This is a genomic window from Phnomibacter sp., assembly GCF_036803085.1.
Lineage (GTDB): Bacteria > Bacteroidota > Bacteroidia > Chitinophagales > Chitinophagaceae > Phnomibacter.
The window spans coordinates 267,660-292,862 of sequence record NZ_DAIRUZ010000005.1; the positions used below are offsets into that span (position 1 = coordinate 267,660).

20 protein-coding genes are annotated in these 25,203 nt (G+C 43.8%); 15 read left to right on the forward strand and 5 right to left on the reverse strand.

Going from position 1 to position 25,203, the window contains the following annotated elements:
* Positions 1 to 184 precede the first annotated feature (184 nt).
* From V7Q13_RS12170 to V7Q13_RS12220, 11 genes are all read left to right on the forward strand, one after another.
* Entirely contained in the window at positions 185 to 2,068 is a 1,884-nt protein-coding gene (locus V7Q13_RS12170; protein ID WP_333800948.1) for a DNA topoisomerase IV subunit B, read from the forward strand.
* Positions 2,069 to 2,081: 13 nt separating this feature from the next.
* Positions 2,082 to 2,867, forward strand: a complete 786-nt coding sequence (locus tag V7Q13_RS12175; RefSeq protein WP_157478386.1) for a class I SAM-dependent methyltransferase — start codon at positions 2,082 to 2,084, stop codon at positions 2,865 to 2,867.
* A gap of 10 nt (positions 2,868 to 2,877) precedes the next feature.
* Entirely contained in the window at positions 2,878 to 3,741 is an 864-nt protein-coding gene (locus V7Q13_RS12180; RefSeq protein ID WP_333800949.1) for a DUF1835 domain-containing protein, read from the forward strand.
* A 51-nt stretch (positions 3,742 to 3,792) separates the two neighbouring features.
* The gene (locus V7Q13_RS12185) at positions 3,793 to 5,778 is read left to right on the forward strand and encodes a site-specific DNA-methyltransferase (protein WP_333800950.1); all 1,986 of its coding nucleotides are present in this window, start codon (positions 3,793 to 3,795) and stop codon (positions 5,776 to 5,778) included.
* Position 5,779: 1 nt separating this feature from the next.
* Positions 5,780 to 8,680 (forward strand): type III restriction-modification system endonuclease, encoded by a 2,901-nt coding sequence (locus V7Q13_RS12190; RefSeq protein WP_333800951.1) that lies wholly within the window; start codon positions 5,780 to 5,782, stop codon positions 8,678 to 8,680.
* Between the two features lie 55 nt (positions 8,681 to 8,735).
* Complete coding sequence (locus tag V7Q13_RS12195) at positions 8,736 to 11,249, forward strand: DNA gyrase/topoisomerase IV subunit A (RefSeq protein WP_333800952.1); 2,514 nt, start codon at positions 8,736 to 8,738, stop codon at positions 11,247 to 11,249.
* Positions 11,249 to 12,025 (forward strand): helical backbone metal receptor, encoded by a 777-nt coding sequence (locus V7Q13_RS12200; protein WP_333800953.1) that lies wholly within the window; start codon positions 11,249 to 11,251, stop codon positions 12,023 to 12,025. Before V7Q13_RS12195 ends, V7Q13_RS12200 begins: the two co-directional genes overlap by 1 nt.
* Positions 12,026 to 12,098: 73 nt before the next feature.
* Positions 12,099 to 13,031 carry an acetyl-CoA carboxylase, carboxyltransferase subunit beta gene (gene accD / locus V7Q13_RS12205; RefSeq protein WP_333800954.1) on the forward strand — a complete coding sequence of 311 codons (933 nt, stop codon included), beginning with the start codon at positions 12,099 to 12,101 and terminating at the stop codon, positions 13,029 to 13,031.
* A 48-nt stretch (positions 13,032 to 13,079) separates the two neighbouring features.
* Positions 13,080 to 13,517 (forward strand): SsrA-binding protein SmpB, encoded by a 438-nt coding sequence (gene smpB, locus V7Q13_RS12210; RefSeq protein ID WP_333800955.1) that lies wholly within the window; start codon positions 13,080 to 13,082, stop codon positions 13,515 to 13,517.
* Positions 13,518 to 13,571: 54 nt separating this feature from the next.
* Positions 13,572 to 14,333, forward strand: a complete 762-nt coding sequence (locus V7Q13_RS12215) for a hypothetical protein (protein WP_333800956.1) — start codon at positions 13,572 to 13,574, stop codon at positions 14,331 to 14,333.
* 162 nt (positions 14,334 to 14,495) lie between these two features.
* Positions 14,496 to 16,919: a TonB-dependent receptor gene (locus V7Q13_RS12220; RefSeq protein ID WP_333800957.1), complete on the forward strand. Its 2,424-nt coding sequence runs from the start codon at positions 14,496 to 14,498 to the stop codon at positions 16,917 to 16,919.
* A 71-nt stretch (positions 16,920 to 16,990) separates the two neighbouring features.
* Here the strand turns inward: V7Q13_RS12220 and V7Q13_RS12225 are convergent, their stop codons facing one another.
* The 3 genes from V7Q13_RS12225 to V7Q13_RS12235 are packed head-to-tail and all read right to left on the reverse strand — an operon-like array spanning position 16,991 to position 19,473.
* On the reverse strand, positions 16,991 to 18,112 hold the full coding sequence (locus V7Q13_RS12225; RefSeq protein WP_333800958.1) for a M20/M25/M40 family metallo-hydrolase: 1,122 nt from the start codon (positions 18,110 to 18,112) through the stop codon (positions 16,991 to 16,993).
* Between the two features lie 16 nt (positions 18,113 to 18,128).
* Positions 18,129 to 19,004, reverse strand: coding sequence for a hypothetical protein (locus tag V7Q13_RS12230; protein WP_333800959.1), 876 nt, complete (start codon positions 19,002 to 19,004; stop codon positions 18,129 to 18,131).
* A 1-nt stretch (position 19,005) separates the two neighbouring features.
* A complete protein-coding gene (locus tag V7Q13_RS12235; RefSeq protein ID WP_333800960.1) occupies positions 19,006 to 19,473 on the reverse strand; it encodes a hypothetical protein in 468 nt (155 codons plus the stop codon).
* A gap of 20 nt (positions 19,474 to 19,493) precedes the next feature.
* On the opposite strand from V7Q13_RS12235, the gene V7Q13_RS12240 reads away from it, so the two are divergent.
* Positions 19,494 to 20,489: a LuxE/PaaK family acyltransferase gene (locus V7Q13_RS12240; RefSeq protein WP_333800961.1), complete on the forward strand. Its 996-nt coding sequence runs from the start codon at positions 19,494 to 19,496 to the stop codon at positions 20,487 to 20,489.
* A gap of 52 nt (positions 20,490 to 20,541) precedes the next feature.
* Here V7Q13_RS12240 and V7Q13_RS12245 read toward each other — a convergent pair whose 3' ends face one another.
* Both V7Q13_RS12245 and V7Q13_RS12250 read right to left on the reverse strand, forming a co-directional pair.
* Positions 20,542 to 21,651 (reverse strand): S1C family serine protease, encoded by a 1,110-nt coding sequence (locus V7Q13_RS12245; protein WP_333800962.1) that lies wholly within the window; start codon positions 21,649 to 21,651, stop codon positions 20,542 to 20,544.
* 2 nt (positions 21,652 to 21,653) lie between these two features.
* Positions 21,654 to 22,220, reverse strand: coding sequence for an RNA polymerase sigma factor (locus V7Q13_RS12250; RefSeq protein ID WP_333800963.1), 567 nt, complete (start codon positions 22,218 to 22,220; stop codon positions 21,654 to 21,656).
* A 259-nt stretch (positions 22,221 to 22,479) separates the two neighbouring features.
* On the opposite strand from V7Q13_RS12250, the gene V7Q13_RS12255 reads away from it, so the two are divergent.
* The 3 genes from V7Q13_RS12255 (at position 22,480) to V7Q13_RS12265 (ending at position 25,182) form a co-directional block, all read left to right on the forward strand.
* A complete protein-coding gene (locus V7Q13_RS12255; RefSeq protein ID WP_333800964.1) occupies positions 22,480 to 22,674 on the forward strand; it encodes a hypothetical protein in 195 nt (64 codons plus the stop codon).
* A 494-nt stretch (positions 22,675 to 23,168) separates the two neighbouring features.
* A complete protein-coding gene (locus V7Q13_RS12260) occupies positions 23,169 to 24,026 on the forward strand; it encodes a prephenate dehydratase (protein WP_333800965.1) in 858 nt (285 codons plus the stop codon).
* A gap of 1 nt (position 24,027) precedes the next feature.
* A complete protein-coding gene (locus V7Q13_RS12265) occupies positions 24,028 to 25,182 on the forward strand; it encodes a pyridoxal phosphate-dependent aminotransferase (RefSeq protein WP_333800966.1) in 1,155 nt (384 codons plus the stop codon).
* Positions 25,183 to 25,203: the final 21 nt, after the last annotated feature.

The following is a 25,203-nucleotide window of genomic DNA, read 5'->3' on the forward strand; positions in this document are numbered from 1 at the left end:
TTTTACAGACCATTAAACTTCAGTATCGTACTGGTTTTGCCCAAACCGGCAAATGCAGCTATGCACAAACAATCCATGTGCATAACTTGAAATGACCCTCCAATGGGGCTGCCACCTATTTTTGCCCACATGCTTAAATGCTAAAAATTTTAGGCATATTGCACCCCCTGATCAATTCCAACTTATGGCTGAGGAGAAAGCAATGTTTGAGTACAACGAAGACAGTATTAAAACCCTGGAGTGGCGGGAGCACATCCGCTTACGCCCGGGCATGTACATAGGCAAGCTGGGCGATGGCGCCAGCCCCGACGACGGTATTTACGTACTGCTGAAAGAAGTGGTGGACAACTGTATAGATGAACACACCATGGGCTATGGCAAGCATGTAGATATCAATTTGTCGAAAGAGGGCTTGGTGAATATTCGTGACTACGGCCGGGGTATTCCGCTTGGCAAACTCGTGGATGTGGTGAGCAAAATCAATACCGGTGCCAAGTACGACAGCAAGGCTTTCCAGAAAAGTGTGGGCCTCAACGGGGTGGGTACTAAAGCGGTGAACGCCCTCAGCCACAGCTTTAAGGTGACAGCCTACCGCGATGGTAAATGCAAAACGGCCGAATTTGAACAGGGCCGCCTTATCCGTGAATCGAAGGAAGAAAAGACCACCGAATCCAATGGTACCGAAGTGACCTTTTTGCCCGATGATACTGTCTTCAAGCATTTTAAGTATCAGACAGAATTCATTGAAAATCAACTCTGGAACTACTGTTACCTCAATGCGGGGTTAGTTATCAATTTCAATGGTAAACGCTATGTAAGTAAAAACGGTTTGCTCGATTTGCTGCAGCGCAAAACCAACGAAGATGAACTGCGCTATCCCATCATTCACCTCAAGGGTGAAGACATTGAAGTAGCCATCAGCCACAACAACGACTACGGCGAAGACCTATATTCATTTGTAAATGGCCAGTACACCACGCAGGGCGGTACGCATCAGCAGGCCTTCCGCGAAGCGTTTGTAAAAACCATCCGCGACCACTATAAAAAAGATTACGAAGCATCAGATATACGCACTTCTATTGTAGCCGCAGTGTCGGTGAGGGTGCAGGAGCCGGTGTTTGAAAGCCAGACCAAAACCAAGCTGGGTAGCCAAACTGTGTACGAAGGCGGGCCCAGCATGCGCAACTTCATTGGCGATTTTTTGAATAAAGAACTCGACAACTACCTGCACAAGAACCCAACCATTGCCGATGCCTTGAAAAAACGCATTGAGCAAAGCGAAAGGGAGCGGAAAGAACTGCAGGGCATTAAGAAAATTGCCAACGAAAGAGCCAAGAAAGCTGCCCTCAACAATAAGAAGCTCCGGGATTGCAACATTCACTTCAACGATACGCCGCCAGCCAAGAATAAGGAAGTGTTTGAAGAAAAAAAGGTGGCCAGCACCTTGTTTATTACCGAAGGTGATAGTGCCAGTGGCTCCATCACCAAGGCCCGTGACGTAGATACACAGGCGGTGTTCAGCCTGCGTGGTAAGCCGCTCAACTGCTTTGGCCTCACCAAAAAAGTGGTGTACGAAAACGAAGAATTCAACCTGCTGCAGCATGCCCTCAATATTGAAGATGGCCTTGATGACTTGCGCTACAGCCGCATTATTCTGGCTACCGATGCCGATGTGGATGGTATGCACATCCGCCTGCTCATGATGACTTTCTTCCTGCAGTTCTTCCCCGATTTGGTGAAGCGTGGCCACCTGTTCATTTTGGAAACGCCGCTCTTTAGGGTACGCAATAAGCAGGAAACCATTTATTGCTACGACGAAAAAGAGAAGCAGGCAGCCATTGCCAAGCTGGGCAAGAATCCTGAAATCACCCGCTTCAAGGGTTTGGGTGAAATTTCGCCCAATGAGTTTGGCCAGTTCATAGGCAACGACATCCGCCTGCAACCTGTATTACTGGAGCAAGGCGATCATATCCAACAATTGCTGGAATATTACATGGGCAAAAACACCATGCAGCGCCAAGAGTTTATCATCGACAACTTGCGGGTAGAACTTGATTTAGTAGATTAATCATTGTAGGCAAATGCTTGAATTTCATACAGATTATAAAAGATACTTCGACATTCAGCTGGAGAATGCCCGCCGGTCGGTGATTCCATTTATTGAGCAGGGCAAACCGCTGAAGCCTGGCATGCAGTTGTTGGAAATCGGCTGTGGTCAGGGTAGCCTGTTGCGGGCATTTGCCGAAAAAGGGCTGCAATGTGTAGGGGTAGAAATGTACCCATTGTGGCTCGAAAAAGCCAACGAATGGCTGCAACCCGAACTGCAAAGTGGGCAGGTGCGGCTCATCAGCAGCAATATTTATGATGTAAATCCGGAGCAGGATTTGGGCACTTTGTTTGATGTGATTGTGTTGAAAGACGTCATCGAGCACATCCACGACCAGCCCAAACTCATTGCCTGGATGAAAACCTTTTTGAAGCCGGATGGGGTTATCTTTTTTGCCTTCCCGCCGTGGTACATGCCTTATGGTGGCCATCAGCAGGTGTTGCACGGATGGTTGGGCAAAACCCCGTACTGGCACTTGTTGCCCATGCCTGTTTTCAAATGGCTCCTCAAAACCAACGGCCACAAACCTGATGATTTGGTGGAAATCAAAGAAACGGGTATTTCCATTGAGCGGTTCGAACGCATTTTGCAACAAAGTGGCTACCGGAAAGTAAAGGAGCAGCAATGGCTCATCAACCCCGTGTATGAATACAAGTTTGGGTGGAAGCCTAAAAAGCAATGGGGGCTGGTAAATGCGCTGCCTTTCCTCCGTAATTTTTTCACGACCTGCAGCTACTACCTGGTGGCTGCCCAACGATAAAACGAGCACTATGATTCATATTGTGTTTAATGAACCCGATGTAGCGGCGTTGCAGCAGGCCATTGCCCTCGACGAGAGCTTACAGGGCGATGTGCAGGTGATTAAAGATGATTATGCCGTTGGCCCGCTGGCCGCTATGGACGATGCCGAAGGCTGGAAAGCCCGCCGCGACTGGTGGCGCATGCTGCTGGCCAGCACCGGCGAAGAGAATGTAGACGAACGCCTGAACATGGTGGATGATAAAATGACCTTGCACAACCTTACCAAGGCCCTCGATGAAAACGAACAGGAAGTGCTGTGGATTTGGGCGGCGCAAAACAAACACGATGTAAGCGGCTATTACTGGCTCATCAGTCAACTGCAGCCATGGCAGGGCCGGGTGTTCATTTTATACCTCAACAACCTGCCTTTCCTCAGCGATAAGGGCGGTATTTTTTACCCCCAATGGCTGAGTGAAATACCCGCCAAAGAGTTTTTAAAAGCAAAAAAACTGGCTCGCCTCGTTACCCCCAGCGAGTTTGAAGTAGATATAGACGAATGGAAAAAACAATGCCGCGATGGCCAAATGGTGCGGCTGCTGGAAGGCGGTAAAAAGCTGGGGCAAACCACCGAAGACTTTTATGATAAAGCCCTCGCCAAATATGTGCACGGCGATTTCAGCAAGGGCAGCAAAATCATCAATCAGTTTTTGAGCAAGGAAAAAGAAACCACCGGCGATGTGTACCTCACCTGGCGCCTCAAGCAATTGGTGGAGCCCAATGGCTGGGAGGTAAAGGGCGACCTGAACAAAACCGTTCGTGATTTTGAACTCCGCAACCCGGCCATGCCTTCGCTCAAAAAGAAGGGCGATGCCGCCGAAGAAGTAAGCGAATAATTAGACTGATATTGGGGTATTGATTGTACAACATACCAAATTGAAACCAACATGGCAACCGAGCAAAAAATAACAACCGACATAAAAGTGCCGAATAAAGATTTGGAAACATTGAAAATTCATTTCCCGCATTGTTTTGACAAAGACGGAAATTTTCAATTAGAAAAATTCAAGAATAACCTGACTGAAAAGGAAATCAATTTTTCTACCGAGAGTTATGGTTTAGACTGGTTAGGCAAAAGTTATGCAAGATTGTTGGCGAGCGACCCTGCCACCACTTTGCTAAAAGCAGACGAAACACATAACGCCTTACCCGAAAACGCCAACTCTGAAAACTTGCTGATAAAAGGCGACAACCTGGAAGTATTAAAGCACCTTGCCAACGCCTATTACGAACAAGTAAAAATGATTTACATAGACCCGCCTTACAACACGGGAAGTGATGGTTTTGTGTATTACGATGATAGAAAATTTACTGTAAAAGAATTACAAAACTTGATTGGCATTGATGCAGAAAAAGCAAAGCGGATTTTAGATTTTACAAAACAGAAGAGTAACAGTCATTCGGCTTGGCTAACTTTTATGTATCCACGTCTTTACATCGCAAAACAACTATTGAAAGATGATGGGGTAATCTTCATTTCAATTGGAGAGAACGAAGTTGCACAACTAAAGGTGTTACTGGATGAAGAAATTTTCGGAGAAGAAAATTTTATTTCCATAGTTCCAAGAATAGCAAAGAAAACTTCTGATAAAGGTACCTATTTTAAGCCCACTAAAGATTACCTTATTGTATTTGCAAAAAGTATTAATTATTTAGATGGCTTTGGCATTCCTAAGACCGATGATTTTAGTAAGTATACAGAAAAAGATGAAAAAGGCTTTTACAAAAAAAATGGGGCTTCATTGTACCAACCATCTTTAGACTCTCGACCTAATCAAAGATATTGGATTGAATGTCCTGATGGTTCCTTTGTAATTCCCCCTGGCAATAATTATCCTGAAGTAATTGAAGACGCTTCATATATAAAACCCCAAAGTAATGATGACAAAGTTTGGAGATGGAGTTGGCAAACCTATTTGGATAATAAAGACAAGTTAATATTTACCAAGGCAAGTTCTAAATCACCGTTAATAAATGAAAAGTTAGAACAATCCAAATGGAACATTTACGATAAAGTTTATTGGGATGACTTAGCAGACAAAACGAATTTACCTGAAGATATTATTTATGATTATAAGAACTCGCAGGCGACTAAACATTTACTGAGTTTAGGAATAGATTTCTCATTTTCAAAGCCGAAAGAACTTATTGAATACCTGATGAAAATAGTAAATGTGAAAAAAGATGAAATTGTGATGGATTTTTTCGCAGGTTCGGGCACAACTGGTGAAGCAGTAATGGATATCAATTTAAATGGAAATGGGAAGCGTAAATTTATTCTTGTTCAATTACCTGAGGTGATTACGGAGAAAAACAATAAGTCAATGTATGACTTTGTGAAAAATGAACTTAAAATAAGCGAACCAACAATATTTGATATTACAAAAGAGAGACTTATTAGAGCTGCTGCGAAAATTAAAAAAGAAAATAAGAATTATGAGGGAGACCTTGGCTTCAAAATTTTTGAAACAACTCCAATCTGGGAAGATTACAATTTTGAAGCAGAACAGTTTGACCCTTCGCAAACGCTGTTTGATGCTGGTAAACTAACCGAAGACGACATCAAAGCCTTACTCACTACTTGGAAAACCTATGACGGCATTGCCTTAACGCAAGAGTTGGAAAGTATTGATTTAAGTGGTTACACAGCTTATTACGGCAATGGCAGATTGTATCTGATGCACAAAGGCTTTACTACTGACAGCCTAAAAGCATTGTTGGAAAAGATAGACACTGACAAACATTTTGAACCTAAAAGTATCATCGCTTTTGGCTATCACTTGGAGAGCAAGAGTTTACGAGAGATTTCAGAAAACGTAAAAACTTACAACAACAAGAAGAAAAGCGACATTGACTTTATTACAAGGTATTAATATGAAGGGATTTAATTTTGAGAAGAACCTGAATCATCAATCACACGCAGTAGATAGCACTATTGCGGTGTTTGAGAATATTAGCCTTGTTCAGCCCACAGAAGCTGATAAGAACTACATCAATCCTGCATTTGATTTTACGACTGAAAGAACTTATCCCGAAAACATTAGAGCTATACAAGAAGATAACGGAGTTAATGAAAAAATAAAGCGTAACAGCAACATCATCGATATAATGATGGAAACTGGAACGGGTAAAACATACACTTACACCAAAACAATTTTTGAACTCAATAAAAACTACGGAATTTTCAAATTCATAGTAGTTGTTCCAACCTTATCCATCAAAGCAGGAACGATTGACTTTTTGAAATCGGACAGCAGCCGTGAGCATTTCAAGGAACAATATGGCAAAACACTTCATTTGCATATTGTAGAAAGTCAGAAAAACAGTAAGAGTAAAAAATCATTCATTCCACCTGCGGTAACCAGTTTTGTAAATGCGGGAGCCTTTGAGAAAAACAGTATTCAGGTTATGATTATCAACGCGGGTATGATTAACTCTGAAACAATGCAAAAAAGCTTTGACAAAGGATTGTTTGACAAATACACTGTTCCGTTTGATGCCATCGGAGCAACTAAACCTTTTATGATTATTGACGAGCCTCACAAATTTGGGCAAGGCAATAAGACTTGGGAGAACATTCAGAAAATGAAACCCCAATTTATCTTGCGTTATGGGGCAACATTTCAAGGTTATGAAAACCTGATTTACACTTTAACTGCGGTTGATTCGTTCAATAGAAATTTAGTAAAAGGCGTAATAGGGCACATCACAGAATTTAATGCAGGTGAAAACGCCATTGTAAAATTCATTGATTCAGACGGCACAGAAGCCAGTTTTGAATTGATTGAAAATGAAAAACGAAAAACGATAACAGTTACCAAAAAAGAAAGCCTCAAAAAGATTCATCCCGAAATGTCCGATTTGGGTATTGAAAACCTGAATAAAAGCACGGTTGTTTTGACAAACGGTTTAGAAATGAAAAAGGGCGACAAAATCAACCCTTATTCTTATGCGGAAAAGTTACAGGAAACAATGATTCAAAAGGCAATTAAACACCATTTTGAAATTGAAAAACAGCTATTGACAAGAGAAGTTAAGATTAAACCATTAACGCTTTTCTTCATTGACAACATAGACGAATACCGAAACAAAGAAGGATATATCCGAAAAACAGTTGAGCAATATATTAAAGCAGAAATTGCAGAATTGCTTAAGACAGAAAAGGACATTTTTTACAAGTCATATCTTGAAAAAACACTTTTAGATTTAGAACAACCATATCCAAATCAAAGAACACACGGTGGTTATTTTTCAAAAGACAATACAGAGAAAGACGAAGCCATTGAAAAAGAGATAAACGAAATTCTGCACGACAAACAAGCAATGCTTGATTTGGAAAATCCAAGACGATTTATTTTTTCAAAATGGACGTTGCGTGAAGGTTGGGACAATCCAAACGTTTTTCAGATTTGCAAACTCCGAAGCAGTGGCAGTGAAATTTCAAAACTTCAAGAAGTTGGTCGTGGCTTGCGTTTACCAGTGAATGAATATGGCAATCGAGTAAAAGACGAGCAATTTTATTTGAACTACTTTGTTGACTTTACCGAAAGCGACTTTGTAGATAAATTGGTGAATGAAATCAATCAGAAATCTGGAGCTATTTCCATTGAAGAAGTTCCTGATAAGCTTTCTGATCAAATGATTAAGAAGATTTGCGAGATATACGAAACAGCTGAAGATGAACTTTTGGAAGTTTTAGACGCTGACAATGTCATCACAAGAACAAATTCTTTCAAGACAGGCGGCTTTGACTACATCAAACAAAACTATCCAAGAATATTTGAAGGAGTAAACTCTAACAAGATTCGCAAAGCTACCGACCCAAAAAAGAAAGTTGTAGTTAGAGCAGAGAAATATCAAGAGCTGAAAGACCTTTGGGAAAAGCTGAATGAGAAAGTAATACTTGAATATAAGTTTGAGAACGAAGCCAACTTCAAAATTCTTTTTACAGATTTTTTGAAAGCACAAAAAGATAATTTCAATTCGGACGGACTTAACGAAAGAATTTCAAAAGTTGAAATCAAGGAAAACAAGGCTGTTGTAAACGATGATCCTGAATCTGTTTACGAGAGAAAAAGTATAGCTATTTCTGTACTTAAATACAGTGACTTTTTGAAAGAACTTTCAAAGATGCTGAACATAAATATTACAACATTGCATCAATCAATTATTGATGCAGGTACAGAGATCAATAAATATCTTAACCAATCAACACTAAGAATAATCAAGCAGAATTTTGATTTTTTCTTAATGTCAAAAGCCTTTGACAAGTATTCGATTGAATACAAAAAGGTTTCAAACAGCATACATCCAACCAAGCTGACAGACGGAAAAGGAAATGTGCTGAAAGAAATTTTTGCATCTGATGTTGGTGTGTTGTTTTCAGACGAAGAAGTTGCAGACTCTTACTTCTTTGAAGAATTGTATTATGATTCTGACTTGGAGAAATCAAACATCAAGACAGAAATAAAAGAAGTAATTGTGTTCACCAAAATCCCGAAGAACTCGATTAAAATTCCAGTTGCAGGTGGCAAATCATATTCACCTGACTTTGCCTATGTTTTGAAATTCAAAGACGGAGATCAAAAACTAAACTTCATTGTTGAGACCAAAGATGTAAACAGCAAAGACGGACTTCGGGACGAAGAAAAATTTAAAATCAAACACGCTGAAAAATTCTTTGACGGCAAAGTGAAAATTGATTTCAGGACACAGTTTAGTAATAATAGAATAGTCGACCTAATCAACAAGATTGTTTTAGATAAGGAGGAATGATTATTTAGTAAGTTTTAAAGTAAAAAGCACTCAACTATAGAATTTTTAAAATATTATGTCAGCGTTTGATCCAACCAAGGCCAATGACAATGAACTCACCGGGGTGGGCGATTTGTACAAAGGCTGGTTTTTAGATTATGCATCGTATGTGATTTTGGAACGGGCCGTACCGGCTGTGGAAGACGGCCTGAAGCCCGTGCAACGCCGCATACTGCATGCCATGAAGGAAATGGATGATGGCCGCTACAACAAAGTGGCCAACATTGTGGGCCAGAGCATGCAGTATCACCCGCATGGCGACATGAGCATTACCGATGCCCTGGTAAACATGGGCCAAAAAGACCTGCTCATTGATACACAGGGTAACTGGGGCGATGTACGCACCGGCGACGATGCGGCCGCTGCCCGTTATATTGAAGCCCGCCTCAGCAAGTTTGCGCTGGAAGTGGCTTTCAACGCCAAAACCACGGAGTGGCAGCTGAGCTACGATGGTCGCAAGCAGGAGCCTGTTACCCTGCCCATGAAGTTTCCATTGCTGCTGGCTCAAGGTGCAGAAGGCATTGCCGTGGGCTTGTCTACCAAAATTTTGCCCCACAACTTTATTGAGCTGTGCGATGCGGCAGTGAAATATTTGAAAGGCAAACATTTTGATCTCTATCCCGACTTTCAAACGGGTGGCCAGATTGATGTAAGCAATTACAACGATGGCAAGCGGGGCGGCAAAGTGAGGGTTCGTGCCCGCATTGAAGAGCTGGATAAGAAAACGCTGGTGATTCACGATGTGCCGTATGGCGTAACCGTGAGCAGCCTTATCGACAGCATTACCAAAGCCACCGAAGCCAAAAAAATTCAGGTAAAAAAAGTAACCGATGTAACCGCTGCCGAGGTGCGCATTTTGGTGGAGTTGCCCGCCGGCACTTCTACCGATATTACCATCGATGCGCTGTATGCCTTCACCGATTGTGAGGTGAGTATTTCGCCCAACGCTTGTGTGATTATCGATCAAAAGCCAAGGTTTGTAACGGCTACCGATTTGCTGAAATGGAGCACCGACAATACCAAAGGCTTGTTGCAAAAAGAATTGCAGATAAAACTGGCCGAGCTCAACGAAAAATGGCATTACACTTCGTTGGAAAAAATCTTCTTCGAAGAAAAGATTTACAAAGAGCTGGAGAAGAAGCATGAAACATGGGACAAAGTGCTGCAGTCCATCGACAAAGCATTTGCACCTTTCAAACCACGACTGAAAAGAGATATTTCAAAAGAAGACATCATCAAGCTGACGGAGAAGCCGGTGCGTCGTATTTACAAACTCGACATCGACGAACTCGATCAGCAAATCAAGGGTATTGAAGGAGAGATTGCGCAGGTGCAGTTCGATTTGGACCACCTAAATGATTATGCCATCAAATACTATGAAAACCTGAAAGCCAAGTTTGGCAAGGGCCGTGAACGCAAAACGGAAATCCGTTTGTTCGATACCATTCAGGTGCGTCAGGTAGCGGTGGCCAATGCCAAGCTCTATGTCAACCGGGCAGAGGGTTTCATTGGTACCGGCCTCAAAAAAGATGAGTTCGTTACCGATTGTTCCGACCTCGACGATATCATTTGCATTACCAAACGTGGCACCATGAAAGTGGTGCGGGTGAGTGACAAAGCCTTTATTGGCAAAGACATCATTCATGTAGCGGTCTTCAACAAAAACGATGAACGTACTACCTACAACATGATATATGTGGATGGCAAAAGTGGCGTGAGTTTTGCCAAGCGTTTTCAGGTAGGTGGTATTACCCGGGATAAGGAATACGATCTTACCAAAGGCACCGACAAGAGCCGGGTGCATTACCTTACGGTAAATGCCAACGGCGAAGCCGAAGCAGTACGGGTAAACCTGAGTCCTACTTGTACTGCTCGTATCAAAGAGTTTGAATTTTACTTTGAAGAGCTGGCGATAAAAGGGCGTGCAAGTTTGGGCAATCAGGTTACAAAGTATCCCATCAAATCGGTGCGGTTTAAAGAGGCCGGCCGCTCTACTCTCGAAGGCCGCCGCCTGTGGTACGACGACCAGTTTGGCCGGATTAATACCGATGAAAAAGGTTTGTACCTCGGCATGTTTGAAGGTGACGACAAACTGCTGGTGATTTATACCAATGGCACTTATGAAATCACCGATCAGGAACTGACACAACGTTTTGAAGCAGACAATGTATTGCTGATAGAACGCTTCGATCCCGAACGCATCATCACCGCCATTTACTTCGATAGCGACAAAGTGCAGTTCAATATCAAGCGTTTTAAAATAGAAACCACCACACTCAAAACCAAATTCCAGTTTATCAAAGAAGGCAAGGATAACTACCTTGAATTGGTGACCACCGATGAAGAGCCGACCCTGATTTTGAAAACCGGAAAAGGTGCCACTGCCGAAACGCAGAAATTGAAAGTAAGCAGCCTGATAGATGTGATGGGTTGGAAAGCCGTGGGCAATAAACTGGTAGATAAGAAGGCCGTAGAAATGGAGTGGGAGCGACACGACGGACCACCCACGCAAAAAGAATTATTTGAGTAATGCTGCACAGCTGGCTACTTCCCGAAGGTATGGCTGCTCCTGAGCAGGCAAAGCGCATTGTGTCGCTGGTGCCCTCGCTTACCGAGTGGTTGCATACACTGGGGCTGGAGGAGGAAACTGTAGGCATCACCAAGTTTTGCATTCGCCCCGATGAATGGTTTCGGCAAAAGACCAGGGTTGGGGGCACCAAAAATGTACATGTGGATGAGCTGCTGGCGTTGCAACCAGATTTGGTGATTGCCAGCAAAGAAGAAAATGTAGCTGAACAGGTGCAAGCCATTGCACAGCAAGTGCCTGTGCTGCTTACGGATATAGAGAACCTCGAAGATGCTTTGACCAGCATGCAACTGATTGCTGACATTGCCCATCGGAGTGAAGCAGCAAAAGCGTTGTTGGCGCAAATTCAAATGGATTTTGCCACCGCTTTACCGCAGGCCGGCCGGGCTTTGTACCTCATTTGGCGGGAGCCATACATGAGTGTGGGTGGAGATACCTTCATTCATGCCATGTTGCAAATGGCCGGTTGGGAAAATGTATGCGGGCATCAATCCCGTTATCCAACTTTCACATTGGCAGAAATGCAGGCATTACAACCCGATGTGTTGCTCCTGAGTAGCGAACCATTTCCGTTTAAAATCAATCACGTTCTGGAGCTGTCGGCTCATTTTCCACACACCCGAATTTGCCTGGTAGATGGCGAAATGTTTAGTTGGTATGGCAGCAGGCTGTTGAAATCCATGTCGTATTTCAAAGAGTTGCACTGGCAATTGACCTAATTGGCGGTTCCTGAATACCAATATGCTGAGTTTGTACAAGAGTCTTTACTTTTACCCGCTTTAATTTTCGAGTATGAGCACCAAAGAGAAACAGTTGGAAGAATTTGAGAGTCGGTTGACAGGCGATGATTTAGCAGCCAATACCACCGAAGACTCAAGGCTTTCCTGGTTTAAGCGTAAGCACAAAGGCATTACTACTTCTACATCGGAGAAGCGGGAAACCCCCGATGGTTTGTGGACGATGTGCCCATCGTGCAAGTTTACCTGCACTACCATTGAGCTCAAAGAGAACTACTACGTTTGCCCCAAGTGCAATCATCATCACCGTATTGGCAGCGATGAATATTTCGAAATCCTTTTTGACGAAAAAGAATACCAACGTTTGTTCGACGAAATCCGCAGCAAGGACTACCTCGGCTTTGTGGATTTGAAACCGTATCAAAAACGACTGGAAGAAACCTGGTCAAAAACCGACCTGCACGATAGCATGAGTGTGGCGTATGGCAAAGTGGGCGGCTTTGATTTGGTAGTGGCTTGTATGGATTTTGAATTCATTGGTGGTAGCCTCGGCAGTGTAATGGGTGAAAAAATATGCCGTGCTGCCGACTATTGTCTGGAGCACCGCATTCCGTTTATGATCATCAGCAAGAGCGGTGGTGCCCGTATGATGGAAAGTGCCTTCAGTCTTATGCAACTGCCTAAAACATTGGGTCGCTTGTCGCTGCTTTCTGATGCAAAGATTCCATACATTTCTCTGTGTACCGACCCCACATTCGGTGGCACCACGGCTTCGTTTTCTATGCTGGGCGATATCATCATTGCAGAGCCCAATGCCCTCATTGGTTTTGCAGGCCCGAGGGTAATTAAAGAAACCATCAAGAAAGATTTACCGAAAGGATTTCAGCGGTCAGAGTTTTTGCTCGAACATGGTTTCCTCGATTTTATTGTAGACAGAAAAGAACTGAAAGCAAAGCTGGCGCAAATGCTGGATTTGTTTCAGCACTAAATAACAGAAGCGCCAATTGCGGCGCTTTTTTTAACGGGATGGTGTAGCATGGCAATCAGTAACAAACAGGCATATCACGAATACTTCATTGAGCAAACCTATACGGCGGGGCTGGTGCTTACCGGTACCGAAGTAAAAAGCTTACGGGCAGGCAAAGCCAGCTTCAATGATGCCTATTGTTTGTTTCATAAAGGCGAGCTGTATATTAAAAGCCTGCACATCAGCGAGTACAAGTTGGGCACCATTTACAACCACCTACCCACGCAGGAACGCAAATTGCTGCTTACCAAAAAAGAATTGAAAAAGCTGGAAGCCAAAATGAAAGAGAAGGGCTACACGATTGTGCCCCTTAAAATATTTTTTGCAGAAAGCGGCTACGCCAAAATTGAAATTGGTTTGGGCAAGGGTAAGAAGCTACACGACAAGCGGGAAACCCTCAAGCAAAAAGATGTGGACCGCGAAATTAAACGCTACATCAAGCGGTAAACGATGCGGCTGCTTGTCTTTATATGCTTGCTTGTATTAGTGCTGCAGTCTTGCATGCAACAGCGCATTGCAAAGCATTTTCCTGCAATCAATCATTCTTCAGCATGTAGCGGCACACAGTTTTTTGCATTGGCCAAAAGTTATAATTGGCAGCAGCGGGATTCGCTGGCCATGGAGTGGTTTATGCAAGGCCATGTGCCCGATTTCTTTCTTCGCTTTGCACCCATTCGGGTAACCATGAAAGACAGCAACGGGCATGCGTTTCGATTGACTTATTGGGTATCTCCCGATTATTTTGTGGTAGGCAACAATGAAGATTGGGTGCGGGTACCTATTACGCCAATGGCTGCTCAACGCCTGCTCGATACAGTGCATGCCATACTGCCCACCCGCAAAATGGTGGATGATACTTACCTGCAATCAACAGTGAAACTGGCACCATTGCCCATGTTTGTTTTTCGGGACAGTAGTGTTACCATGTATCAGCATCACCTTATGATAGAAGGCCAGCGCCAACAACGCAAAGGATTAATTGCTGGTATAAAAAAAGATGTGGTCACCACTTCAAAATTGCTAACTGACAAACGTGCTAATCGGGTGGCCATTTATGGATGGCATCAACCCAATGGACAACCGATTCAGCCTTTGTACACCGGGCATGTAAACTGGTATGTTGATTACAGCCACGGCATTCGCTTTGTGCATGCCACTGGTAAACTCAATGGTAAAAAAGTGCAGTTAACAAACCTGCTTTCGAATCCGCAACTCGCAGCATTGCTCTGCACCGAAGACAGTTGCGGTTATGTACGCTTCTAAAGATGCTTTGCAATTTCTCTTTCTACTTCATCTAAGAAGCCTTTCGTACATCATATTTGCCGTTCATGAATTGGTCAGGAAAATGCGCCATTCAGGCACAATTTGGTTTTTGAGCCGCATGATGTGAAGCAGTTTTACAGCCTTCATATCAAACGAACGCACATGAAAAACACACCAATCATTACACTGCTGTTATTGTTTTTGCTGCCTGCTTTGGCCATGGCACAACCCACAGGAAAAGTAAAAGGTACGGCTAAAGAAGGGGCTACTATTTCGTTATTAAAAGCCACGGACTCTGCAGTGGTGAAGATGGCTGTGGCAGGTAGCGGCGGCCAATTTGAAATGGAACAATTGAGTTGGGGCAACTACCTGTTACAAATACATGCAGTTGGTTTTGAAGCATACATCTCGAATAAGTTTTCGCTGAATGATGCGGCGCCGACCTACGATGCTGGAATGCTAAAACTACAACCACTCAGCAATGAACTCAACAATGTAACGGTAACGGCCCGCAAGCAAATGGTAGAAGTACAGGCCGATAAAACTGTTGTGAATGTGGATGCTATGATTTCGAACACCGGTGCCACTGCATTGGAAGTGTTGGAAAAATCGCCTGGCATTTCGGTAGACAGAGATGGTAATATCAGCATGCGGGGCAAGCAGGGCGTAATGGTATTGATTGATGGCAAACCCAGTTATTTAACGGGTGCCGATTTGGTAAACCTGCTCAGCTCCATGACGGCCAATCAACTCGATCAGATTGAACTGATGACCAACCCTCCGGCCAAGTATGATGCGGCGGGTAATGCAGGCATCATCAACATCAAAACCAAAAAGAGCAGGCAGCGTGGCTGGAATGGCAACCTGAATTTGAGCTACGGGCAAGGAAAATATGAGAAGCTCAACAACAGCCTCAACCTCAATTACCGCAACGAAAAATTGAATGTGTATCTGAATTACAGCCAGCGGCATTTCAAAGATTTCAATAACCTGCTTATCAATCGTACCTACTACGATGCCACAGGAAAAGATGTGCAGGGCTATTTTGAGCAGCCCACGTATTTGCTCATCACGGGTAATCACAATAACCTGAAGGCTGGCATGGATTTGTACCTGAGTAAGAAAACAACACTTGGTTTTTCAGCGAGTGGTTTCATTTCGCCCAGAAGTTTTGATGGCAAAAGTATCGGCCATTTGAAAGGTGCCGATGCGGTGACTGACTCGTCTACTTATACCTTTAGCGACAATGGCAATCGTTGGCAAAATGCCGCCTTCAACATCAACCTGCGGCACAGTTTTTCAAAGAATAGTGAGCTCTCTGCCGATGTAGATTACAACCGTTACGACATGGCGAATAATCAGTTGTTTACCACGCAAATTGTACAGCCATTGGGTCAGGTAACGTTCAATGAATTGCTGAAAGGCAACCTGCCATCCGTTATTGATATCTATGCTGCCAAGGCTGATTACAGCTATACTACCAGCAAAGGGGTGAAGTTAGAAACCGGTTGGAAATCGAGCTATGTACGCACCGACAACACTGCAGATTATTTCTTGTGGGCCAACAGCAACTGGAAGCCGGACTATGATAAAACCAATCATTTTGAATACAAGGAAAACATCAATGCTGTGTATATCAACAGCAATAAAAGCTTTGGCAAGCTGAGTGTGCAGGCAGGTTTGCGTTTTGAAAATACCAATTACAAAGGCTATCAGCGGGGTAATCCACAAAAGGCAGATTCATCGTTCACCAACAACTACAATAAGTTGTTTCCAACGGTGTACCTCAGCTATCCGCTTGATTCAAATCATACGGTGAACCTGAATGTTGGCCGTCGTATTGATCGTCCGGCGTACCAGCAAATGAATCCTTTTTTATTCTTCATCAATAAGTATACGTATCAGGTGGGCAACCCCTTTATTCAGCCACAGCTCACTACTACTTTCGAGCTGACACATACGTACAAAAACTGGTTGACGACCACCATCAACCACAGTGAAACCAATAAGTACTTTTCTCAAATTTTCAGAACGGAAGGTGAAGTAACCATACTGACGCAAGGCAACCTGGCCAGAATGCGCAACACTAGCCTCAGCATCAATGCTCAGTTGAATCCCACCAAGTGGTGGTCGGCCAATGTGAGCGGAACACTGAATAAAAGAGTGGTAAAAGGAGTGGGCAACAATGCCGATTTTGCCAGCGATAATGTGAGTTTTTCTGCCAATGCCAACAATAACTTTAAGCTTGGCAAGGGATGGAGTGCTGAACTATCGGGCAATTACAATTCCCGTTCTGCAGATGCGCAGTTTGTAATTGCAGGCTTTGGTCAGGTGTCGGCAGGCATTGCCAAACAGGTGTTGAAAAGCAAAGGCAGTGTAAAGTTGAATGTGCGGGATATTTTCTTTAGCCAAATCATCAATGGAGATATCCGCTATCAAAATGTGCGGGAGCATTTTAAACAAAGCCGGGATTCAAGAGTGGTGACCCTTTCTTTCTCATATCGCTTTGGCAAAAACTTTAACGACAACCGCCGCAAAACAGGTGGCAGTAGCGAAGAGCAACAGCGGGTAGGTGTTGGTGGTTAATGCAAAATTCCGCTACAAACAAAAGGCCGCTGATTATTACATCAGCGGCCTTTTTATAATGCTATCAATGATTAATCGAAATAACTGAGGTTGGTTTTTGGGGTCAACACTTTCAGCGTTTCAAACATCAGTTGAATGGTGCTTTCGATATCTTTTTTGTGCAGCATTTCTACCGTGGTGTGCATGTAGCGCAGCGGGATAGAAATGAGGACCGAAGGACAACCATCATTGCTGTAAGCAAAGCTGTCGGTATCGGTGCCAGTGCTGCGGCTAAGGGCCCGCCATTGCACATCAATTTTCTTTTTGTCGGCTACATCTTCTACCAGGCCCAACAGTTTGTTGTGAATGGCAGGCGCATACGCCAGTGATGGACCTTTGCCGCAAGCCACATCGCCTTCAATGTTTTTGTTGATGAGCGGCGTAGTGGTATCATGCGTTACATCGGTTACAATGGCCACGTTGGGTTTGATGCGGCGGGCAATCATTTCTGCACCACGCAATCCAATCTCTTCCTGCACGGCATTTACCACGTATAAAGAGTAGGGGAGTTTGATGTTGTTTTCTTTGATGAGACGGGCCACTTCGGCAATCATAAAACCACCTACTCGGTTGTCGAATGCACGGGCAATGAGGTAGTCGTTGGCCAGTTCATCAAAGCCATCCTGATAGGTAACAACGGCACCTATATGAATGCCGAGTTCTTCTACTTCTTTTTTGCTGCGGGCACCACAATCGAGCCATAGGTTATCGGTGCGTGGGCTAGGTTCTTTAGTATCGGCAGTACCAATTCGTGTATGAATAGCCGGCCAGCCAAACACCGCTTTCACTGGTCCTTTTTTACCATGAATGAGCACCCGCATCGAAGGTGCAATCTGATGGTCTACACCGCCGTTACGTTTCAGGTACATCAATCCAGCGTCCGTGATGTAGTTTACAAACCAGCTGATTTCATCCACGTGAGCTTCAATCACCACTTTAAAATCCTGCCCCGGATTGATGATGGCAGCGGCCGAACCATAAGGATCTGTAAACTGCTCATCGCTGTATTGCTTTACATAATCGAGCCAAACCTGCTGCCCGCTTTTTTCAAAACCCACAGGGCTGGGTGTATTCAAATAATTTTTCAGAAACTGATACGATGCAGCGGGAATGCCTCCCTTTTTACTGCCTTCTTTTTTCTTACTTTTTGCCATATTTCTAAATGATTGTTTACGTAGAACGAATGTAAGTATCCAACAAGCCAATGCCAAGGAAAGTTGGCTGCAGTATCAACTGCACATCAAGCCACAGAAAGCGCAGTGGTGCTTTGGGTTGATGAAGCGCCCTGATACTCCACCACACAATGAGACACCAGTACAATAAATGCACCGCTATGAATAGAATGGATAATTGAAACTGGAATTGATACACCAGCAACAGCATGGCGCCAATACTGCCCAGGAGCAGTATGATGTTTTTCAGCGCTTCTAGACTCCACACTTGTAGCAACGAACGATTCATATACTCTTGATCGATAGCGGCATCGCGGTTGTCGAAAGGAATGGTAATCATAATGAGAAAGCAAACCCGAAACATTAATAGCAGCATCAATTCAGGAGTCCGTTCATCCCAACTTTTCAAATCGAAAAGGGTACAGAAAAAAGACCATACAAAAGCCAGCATGCATATCTTCCAGATGCCGTTGTTTTTCCAGCGTTTCATGCGTGTAAACGGCAGCACGGGAAAGCTGTACGCCAGCGACAAGAGTACAGTGATACCAACCACTTTCAATTGCGTAGTACTCAATTGTAATGGTAAGTAAACATGACTCACAGCTATTGCTGCAGCATTTAAAATCAGCAATGCCGGCCAATATTGCAACCAAAATTGCTGCCGGGGTGTGGGCTGCAATTGATGGCTAATGACCTTAGTGTAGAGGTCGTGGAGGTTGTAAAAAGTATAACAGGCTATTGCCGCCCAAACCAGCTGCTTGGCAATAATGTGTGCAGGATGCATTTGCAGTTGAACCTGCCACAATAAAGCAGCCGCAGCAATGGCAATGAGCACATTGCTGTAATAAAGAACGAAGATGCTTTTGCGCAGCAAATTAATTGCGGATGATTAGTGGTTTGTCGGTGCTGATGGTGTCACTCACGTTTTTGGCTTTGTCTTTAATCCAGAAATAATAGGTGGTAGTGTCGGGACGGCCGCAAGCCGGGCTGGGCATGGCTACAAAACCAGAAACAAACTGACCATTCACAAAATTGATTTCAAATTCGCCTTTTGTATTTGCAGTAGCAGGAAAAGCGGGCACAGGATAGCCAAGGGTTCGATTGCTGGCATTACAACCTTTGGCACTACTTCTTATAAAAATGCTATCGGTTAAATCGCCTTCTTTATCGGTAAATTCAAGTCGGAAAGTAATGAGTTGGCCACGGGCTACATCGTAGCTGTCAGCCTTCAGAAATGTCAACTGCGGCTTACTGGTAAACTTGCCTTTTCCACAAGCATACAAAAGCGTTAGTACAGCAAATAATGCGCCTACCGTTAAAAGTGATAATCTTTGATGCGACATAAACCAAATGTAATAATAAGTTGAATGTAGCTGCAGGCAGTTCATTGCCCAAACATATTTTTAACGTAACACCAAACGATTTTGTTGCAACAGCCATGCTGGCATATCAGCATCAGCTGCAACACAATGCGGTATACCGGCAATATGTGCAAACCATCCACAGGTACAGCAATGTTCCTTCAAGCCTTACAGACATTCCTTTTTTGCCCATTTCTTTTTTTAAAACACATGCTGTACAATCATTTGATGGCGTAGCCGAAATGATTTTTACCAGCAGTGGTACCACAGGCATGCAACAAAGCCGCCATCTGATAAAAGCGCTATCGATGTATGAGCAAAGTTTTGTGCAAGGGTTTACCCGGGCTTATGGCGACCCTTCACAATTTGCCTGGCTGTGCCTGCTGCCATCATACATGGAGCGTAGCGGCTCATCGCTCATTTACATGGCAGAACATTTTGTACGCCATAGCCAACATAAGGAAAGTGGTTTTTTTCTTCAAGCGGATGAGTCATTAATTGAACGACTCGAACATTGCAGGCAACACCAAATTCCAACCGTTTTGCTGGGTGTGAGTTTTGCACTGCTCGATTTTGCGGAGCGGCAGCAACATATTGATTTAAGCCACTGTATTATTATGGATACCGGCGGTATGAAAGGCCGTAGAAAAGAACTCACACGGGCCGAATTACATGATTATTTGCAGGAAGCATTCAATGTGCCTGCCGTTCACAGCGAGTATGGCATGACGGAATTGTTGAGTCAGGCATATTCAAAAGGTCATGGCCGTTACTATCCACCTGCATGGATGAAAGTGTTGGTGCGCAGCGAAGAGGACCCTTTTGACCTACACGATACTGGTGCCGGGTTACTGCTGGTATTAGATTTGGCCAACATTCATAGTTGTTGTTTTATTGAAACGCAAGATGTGGGCCGGGTATACGATGACGGCAGTTTTGAAGTACTTGGCCGCATGGACAATTCGGATATTCGTGGTTGCAGCCTGTTGTTGCTATAAACAAAAAGCCCGGTCACTGTTTGTGCCGGGCTTTTTTACAAATACGTTGGAATTAATTGTAGGCTTTTACCATAAACACGCAGTCTTGCAAACGCTTGATTTGCTCAACCCGGTCAAGGTTGCGAATGCTTGATTTACCGGGTATTTGCAGGTCTTTAAATGCACTGTCTTTTTTCAGTTCTTCAATAGCCCGATTAATATTGCTGGCTTTGGTAGCAAACACCACATCATCCGACTGGCGGTCGCGGGTAGAAAGGATGCCAATGATGTTGCCATTCTTATCTAACACAGGGCCACCGCTGTTGCCGGGGTTAGCACTGATGGATAATTGAATGCTCAATGAATCATCATTATAGCCAGAGCCTGCACTCAAATACCCACGGTTGTATACAATGCTGTTTCTTGGGTAGCCGAGGGTAAACAATTCTTCGCCGAGGTCTGCGTTATTTTTTCTGATGCCGTAGGGCAAAGTGGTTTTGGCTTTCCAGTCAGCATCGGCGATTTGTAAAATGGCAATGTCATTCGCTGGATCGGTGAACACGGTTTTGGCTACATACTCGTGGCCATTGTTTACAACAATTAAGGTAGTAGAACCATTTACCACGTGATAGTTGGTGGCCAGGTATCCATCGCCATCAATCAAAAAGCTGGTGCCGCTTCCCACTGGTTCGCTTTCAGGCGATTTGCCAGAAGGTGCTGTGATTAATTGATTGATTTTTTGTCCTTGTACATTTTGCCGGTTTTCCAGTGCGTTCAGCTTGCGGCTTAGGTTCTGTAAATCTTTTACCGATTTGGGTGCAAACAACTGCATAGCAGCACTAATGCTCAATGCGGTAATGCCCGCAATAGAAGCGGCTACACCAATGGTGCGTTTGTACCTACGCCAAAACTCTACCACTGTAGCGATTTTGGGTTCGGCGGTTGTTTCCATACTAATAAGCTGCTGCTCCAGTAAATGGTTGTGCACAGCTTGCAGCTGGTGCTTTATTTTTTTTGTTTCACCATAGTGCTCCAGTTGTTGCAAAAAGGCGTGCTGCTCCACCACCAGCTGATCAATTTCAGCGTGCTGGCTGCGTAATGCTTCGAAGCGAAGACGTTCATCCTCGTTCATTTCATTGCGCAGGTAGCGTTCAATCGCATCCAAAATCACCAGATCATCCATTGCTAACGGTCTTTATTATATTGAGCAAAAAACAATTTCTTCAATCTCATCAGGCATTTGTACTTCTGGTTTTTAGCATTGTCGGCATTGGTATATCCAAACTCTTCTGCTATATCTACCATCTGCTTCTTTTGTAAATAAAAAGCTTCCAGCAGGCTTTTGCAAGGTTCACCCAAGTGCCGCATGGCTGTATCCATCATGTCAAAGTCTATGTCCTGCTTGGCTTTTTCTTCTATTTCTTCTTCTACAGGTACCAGGTCTTCCATGTTTTCTACAGGAGTTCCAAACCTGCTCTGCTGTTGCAGCTTTTTAAGCCAAAGCCTGCGGCAGATAGAGTAGAGGTAAGTTTTGATTTGACAGGTAAGTGTAAACTCAGGGTCTTTACTTTTTTCGTAAAGCACCACCATCGCTTCCTGAAAAATATCTCTGGCGTCGTCGAAAGTGCCATTGTTTTGCACCACGAATGTTTGTACCAAACCGAAATTTTCGCGGTATATGGATTCTACATCCCGGTGATCGTTCCGGGCTAAACCTTCCAGCAACTTTTTTTCCTTACTATACTCTTTCACCGAATTCCGCTTTTAATTCCAGATGCTAAATATGGTAACCCATGTATATCATGATATACCATAAAAAGGAAGTAGCACTTCTCAAAATAATTGGTAGTTGCAAATGTACAGGTCATTTACAGAAAATATTTTTCACTTTAATTAATTGAAAATGAAGTATTTAGGTGAAGGAGTAAAAAAAACTAAGATTTTTTTTTGCCTTGCAGGTTACCTTTTTTCAGTACAGGAATTATTACTCAAACATTAAAAACAAATTCAAATGAAAAAGTTGCTCTTCGTTGCCTTCATGGGTGCCCTCGTAGCTTGTGGCGAAACTGCTACTGAAACTACAACTACTGACTCTGCTGCTGCTCCTGTAGCTGACACTACTGCTCCTGTAGCTGCTGACACTACTGCTCCTGCAGATTCTACTGTAGCTGCTCCTGCTGCTGACAGCGCTGCTCCTGCTAAGTAATTAGCCAACAATTATGCTATGGCGCAATCCCCTTGCTTGCCAGGGTAGCCAAATACAGCATTCAAGAATTTTTATATGGCAAGCAATCGTTAGGCCGTTCTGATTCTTCAGAATGGCTTTTTTTTTCCAACCAATGCCCGTCGCCGGTTGGAAAATGAAAGTCGGAAATAACAGCTACAAAAAAAAGAGGAATTGATTACAAGTCAATTCGCAAGAAACTGTAGAAATAAGGTGTTTGTTTTCAATGAATACTTTGAAGGAGTGGAAATTCTTGAATGAATTCAGGAAGTTGTCAATTTCTGTCAAAAAAAATCTTGGCTGGTTTTTGGCACCGCTTTATATTTGCTGCAATGAATAAGTGGTTTACATACGCCGGTTTTTATTTTTTCTACTTTACCAAGTGTAAGGCGGACCGGAACTAGTATGTACAAGTAATCAGAAAAAACTTAGCACAATACAGGCCCCGGTCCGAAAGGTCCGGGCTTTTTATTTTTATGAAAAAGGCAAGCAACGACGCAGTAACACAGCACATCGCCATTCAAGGTTATGAAGGCAGTTTTCACCAAGAAGCAGCCCGCCGTTTTTTTGGTAAGCAAACCGTGGTTATTCCCTGCGATACTTTTCGACAGGTGATACAGCAAACCATCAACCGCAGTGAAGCTAATGGCGGTATGATGGCCATCGAAAATTCAATTGCCGGCAGTATTTTACCCAACTATACGCTGCTGCAAAAGCACCCGGTAAAAATTATAGGTGAAGTGTACCTCCACATCAAACAGCATTTGCTGGCCAACAAAGGCGTGAAGCTGGAGGATATAAAAGAAGTACAATCGCACCCCATGGCTATTTTGCAGTGCATGGAGTATCTGGAAACCCAGCCGCAGTTTAAGCTGATCGAAACAGAAGATACAGCCCTGAGTGCCAGGCATGTGGCGCAGCGCAAAAGCAAATACCAGGCAGCCATTGCCGGTAAATTGGCCGCCGAATTATACAACCTCGACATTCTTGTTCCTAACATACACACCCAAAAAAATAACTACACCCGTTTTCTGGTATTGAAGCACGAAAAAGAAGTAGAACCTGTAGAAGGTGCCGACAAAGCATCGTTGAAATTTCATACCGATCATTCAAGAGGCAGCCTTGCCAAAGCGCTGGCCATTATTGCCGATGCTGGCATCAATCTGAGCAAGTTGCAAAGCATGCCCATACCCGGTACAGAATTCATGTACTCTTTTTACGCCGACATGGAGTTTGGCGATTTGAACCAGCTGAATACGATGCTGAAGAAACTGGAAAAAGCCACTGAAAGTGTAACGCTGTTTGGCATTTATAAAAACGGAAAACTGAGTTGATATGCAATTGGCTAACCGATTGAATGGAATTGGAGAATATTATTTTTCGCAGAAGCTGCGGGAAATAGATACGATGAATAAAGCAGGGGATAATGTCATCAATCTGGGCATTGGTAGTCCTGATTTGCCACCACATCCCGAAGTGATTAAAGTATTGCAGGAAGAAAGTGCCAAGCCGAATGTGCATGCCTATCAGAGTTATAAAGGCTCACCTATTTTGCGTCTGGCCATTGCCGATTGGTATCAAAACTGGTACAATGTACAGCTCGATGCCGACACCGAAATTTTGCCACTCATTGGTTCAAAAGAAGGCATCATGCACATCTGTATGACCTACCTCAATGAAGGAGATCAGGCATTGGTGCCCAACCCCGGATATCCAACCTATCGCAGTGCGGTAAAGCTGGCTGGTGGTGAGTGCGTTGATTATGCATTGACAGAGGCCAACAATTGGCAACCCGATTTTGAAGCACTCGAACAACTCGACCTGAGCAAAGTGAAACTCATGTGGGTGAACTATCCTCAAATGCCCACTGGTCAGTTGCCCGATGCTGCTGTGTTTGCAAAACTCATTGCCTTTGGTAGCAAGCACCAGATACTCATTTGCCACGACAATCCATACAGTTTCATTTTGAATAATGAACCCGTAAGCTTGTTGGCGCAGCCCGGTGCAAAAGACATTGTGCTCGAACTCAACTCCCTCAGCAAAAGCCACAACATGGCGGGTTGGAGAGTGGGCATGTTATGTGGTGCTGCCGATCGAATTAACGAAGTACTGCGATTTAAAAGCAACATGGACAGTGGTATGTATTTGCCGCTGCAACTGGCGGCTGCCAAGGCTTTGCAGGTAGATAACAGCTGGTACGATACTGTGAATGAAGAGTACAAGAGACGAAGAGAACTGGCCTATCAATTGTTGGATTTATGCGGTTGTACTTACAGCAAGCACCAGGTAGGTATGTTTTTGTGGGCCAAAGTGCCTGCATCGTTTGAAAATGGTTTTGCTTTCAGCGATCATTTCCTATACAAAGCAAAAGTGTTCCTTACTCCAGGTGGTATCTTTGGCAGCTCCGGCGATGGCTACTGCAGAATTAGTTTGTGCAGCAGCGAAGCCCGCATCAAAGAAGCCATTTCGAGAATTGAAACGATTATATAAATACAAGTGCGTTAGCATTTG

Bases quoted from the DNA above. Each gene is read 5' to 3' on its own strand.
- V7Q13_RS12190 (WP_333800951.1), top strand. From the start codon at position 5,780: ATGAAGGGATTTAATTTTGAGAAGAACCTGAATCATCAATCACACGCA.
- V7Q13_RS12175 (WP_157478386.1), top strand. From the start codon at position 2,082: ATGCTTGAATTTCATACAGATTATAAAAGATACTTCGACATTCAGCTG.
- V7Q13_RS12225 (WP_333800958.1), bottom strand. From the start codon at position 18,112: ATGGCAAAAAGTAAGAAAAAAGAAGGCAGTAAAAAGGGAGGCATTCCC.
- V7Q13_RS12215 (WP_333800956.1), top strand. From the start codon at position 13,572: ATGCAACAGCGCATTGCAAAGCATTTTCCTGCAATCAATCATTCTTCA.
- V7Q13_RS12200 (WP_333800953.1), top strand. From the start codon at position 11,249: ATGCTGCACAGCTGGCTACTTCCCGAAGGTATGGCTGCTCCTGAGCAG.
- smpB (WP_333800955.1), top strand. From the start codon at position 13,080: ATGGCAATCAGTAACAAACAGGCATATCACGAATACTTCATTGAGCAA.
- V7Q13_RS12185 (WP_333800950.1), top strand. From the start codon at position 3,793: ATGGCAACCGAGCAAAAAATAACAACCGACATAAAAGTGCCGAATAAA.
- V7Q13_RS12245 (WP_333800962.1), bottom strand. From the start codon at position 21,651: ATGGATGATCTGGTGATTTTGGATGCGATTGAACGCTACCTGCGCAAT.
- V7Q13_RS12235 (WP_333800960.1), bottom strand. From the start codon at position 19,473: ATGTCGCATCAAAGATTATCACTTTTAACGGTAGGCGCATTATTTGCT.
- V7Q13_RS12265 (WP_333800966.1), top strand. From the start codon at position 24,028: ATGCAATTGGCTAACCGATTGAATGGAATTGGAGAATATTATTTTTCG.
- accD (WP_333800954.1), top strand. From the start codon at position 12,099: ATGAGCACCAAAGAGAAACAGTTGGAAGAATTTGAGAGTCGGTTGACA.
- V7Q13_RS12180 (WP_333800949.1), top strand. From the start codon at position 2,878: ATGATTCATATTGTGTTTAATGAACCCGATGTAGCGGCGTTGCAGCAG.
- V7Q13_RS12195 (WP_333800952.1), top strand. From the start codon at position 8,736: ATGTCAGCGTTTGATCCAACCAAGGCCAATGACAATGAACTCACCGGG.
- V7Q13_RS12220 (WP_333800957.1), top strand. From the start codon at position 14,496: ATGAAAAACACACCAATCATTACACTGCTGTTATTGTTTTTGCTGCCT.
- V7Q13_RS12170 (WP_333800948.1), top strand. From the start codon at position 185: ATGGCTGAGGAGAAAGCAATGTTTGAGTACAACGAAGACAGTATTAAA.
- V7Q13_RS12260 (WP_333800965.1), top strand. From the start codon at position 23,169: ATGAAAAAGGCAAGCAACGACGCAGTAACACAGCACATCGCCATTCAA.
- V7Q13_RS12255 (WP_333800964.1), top strand. From the start codon at position 22,480: ATGAAAAAGTTGCTCTTCGTTGCCTTCATGGGTGCCCTCGTAGCTTGT.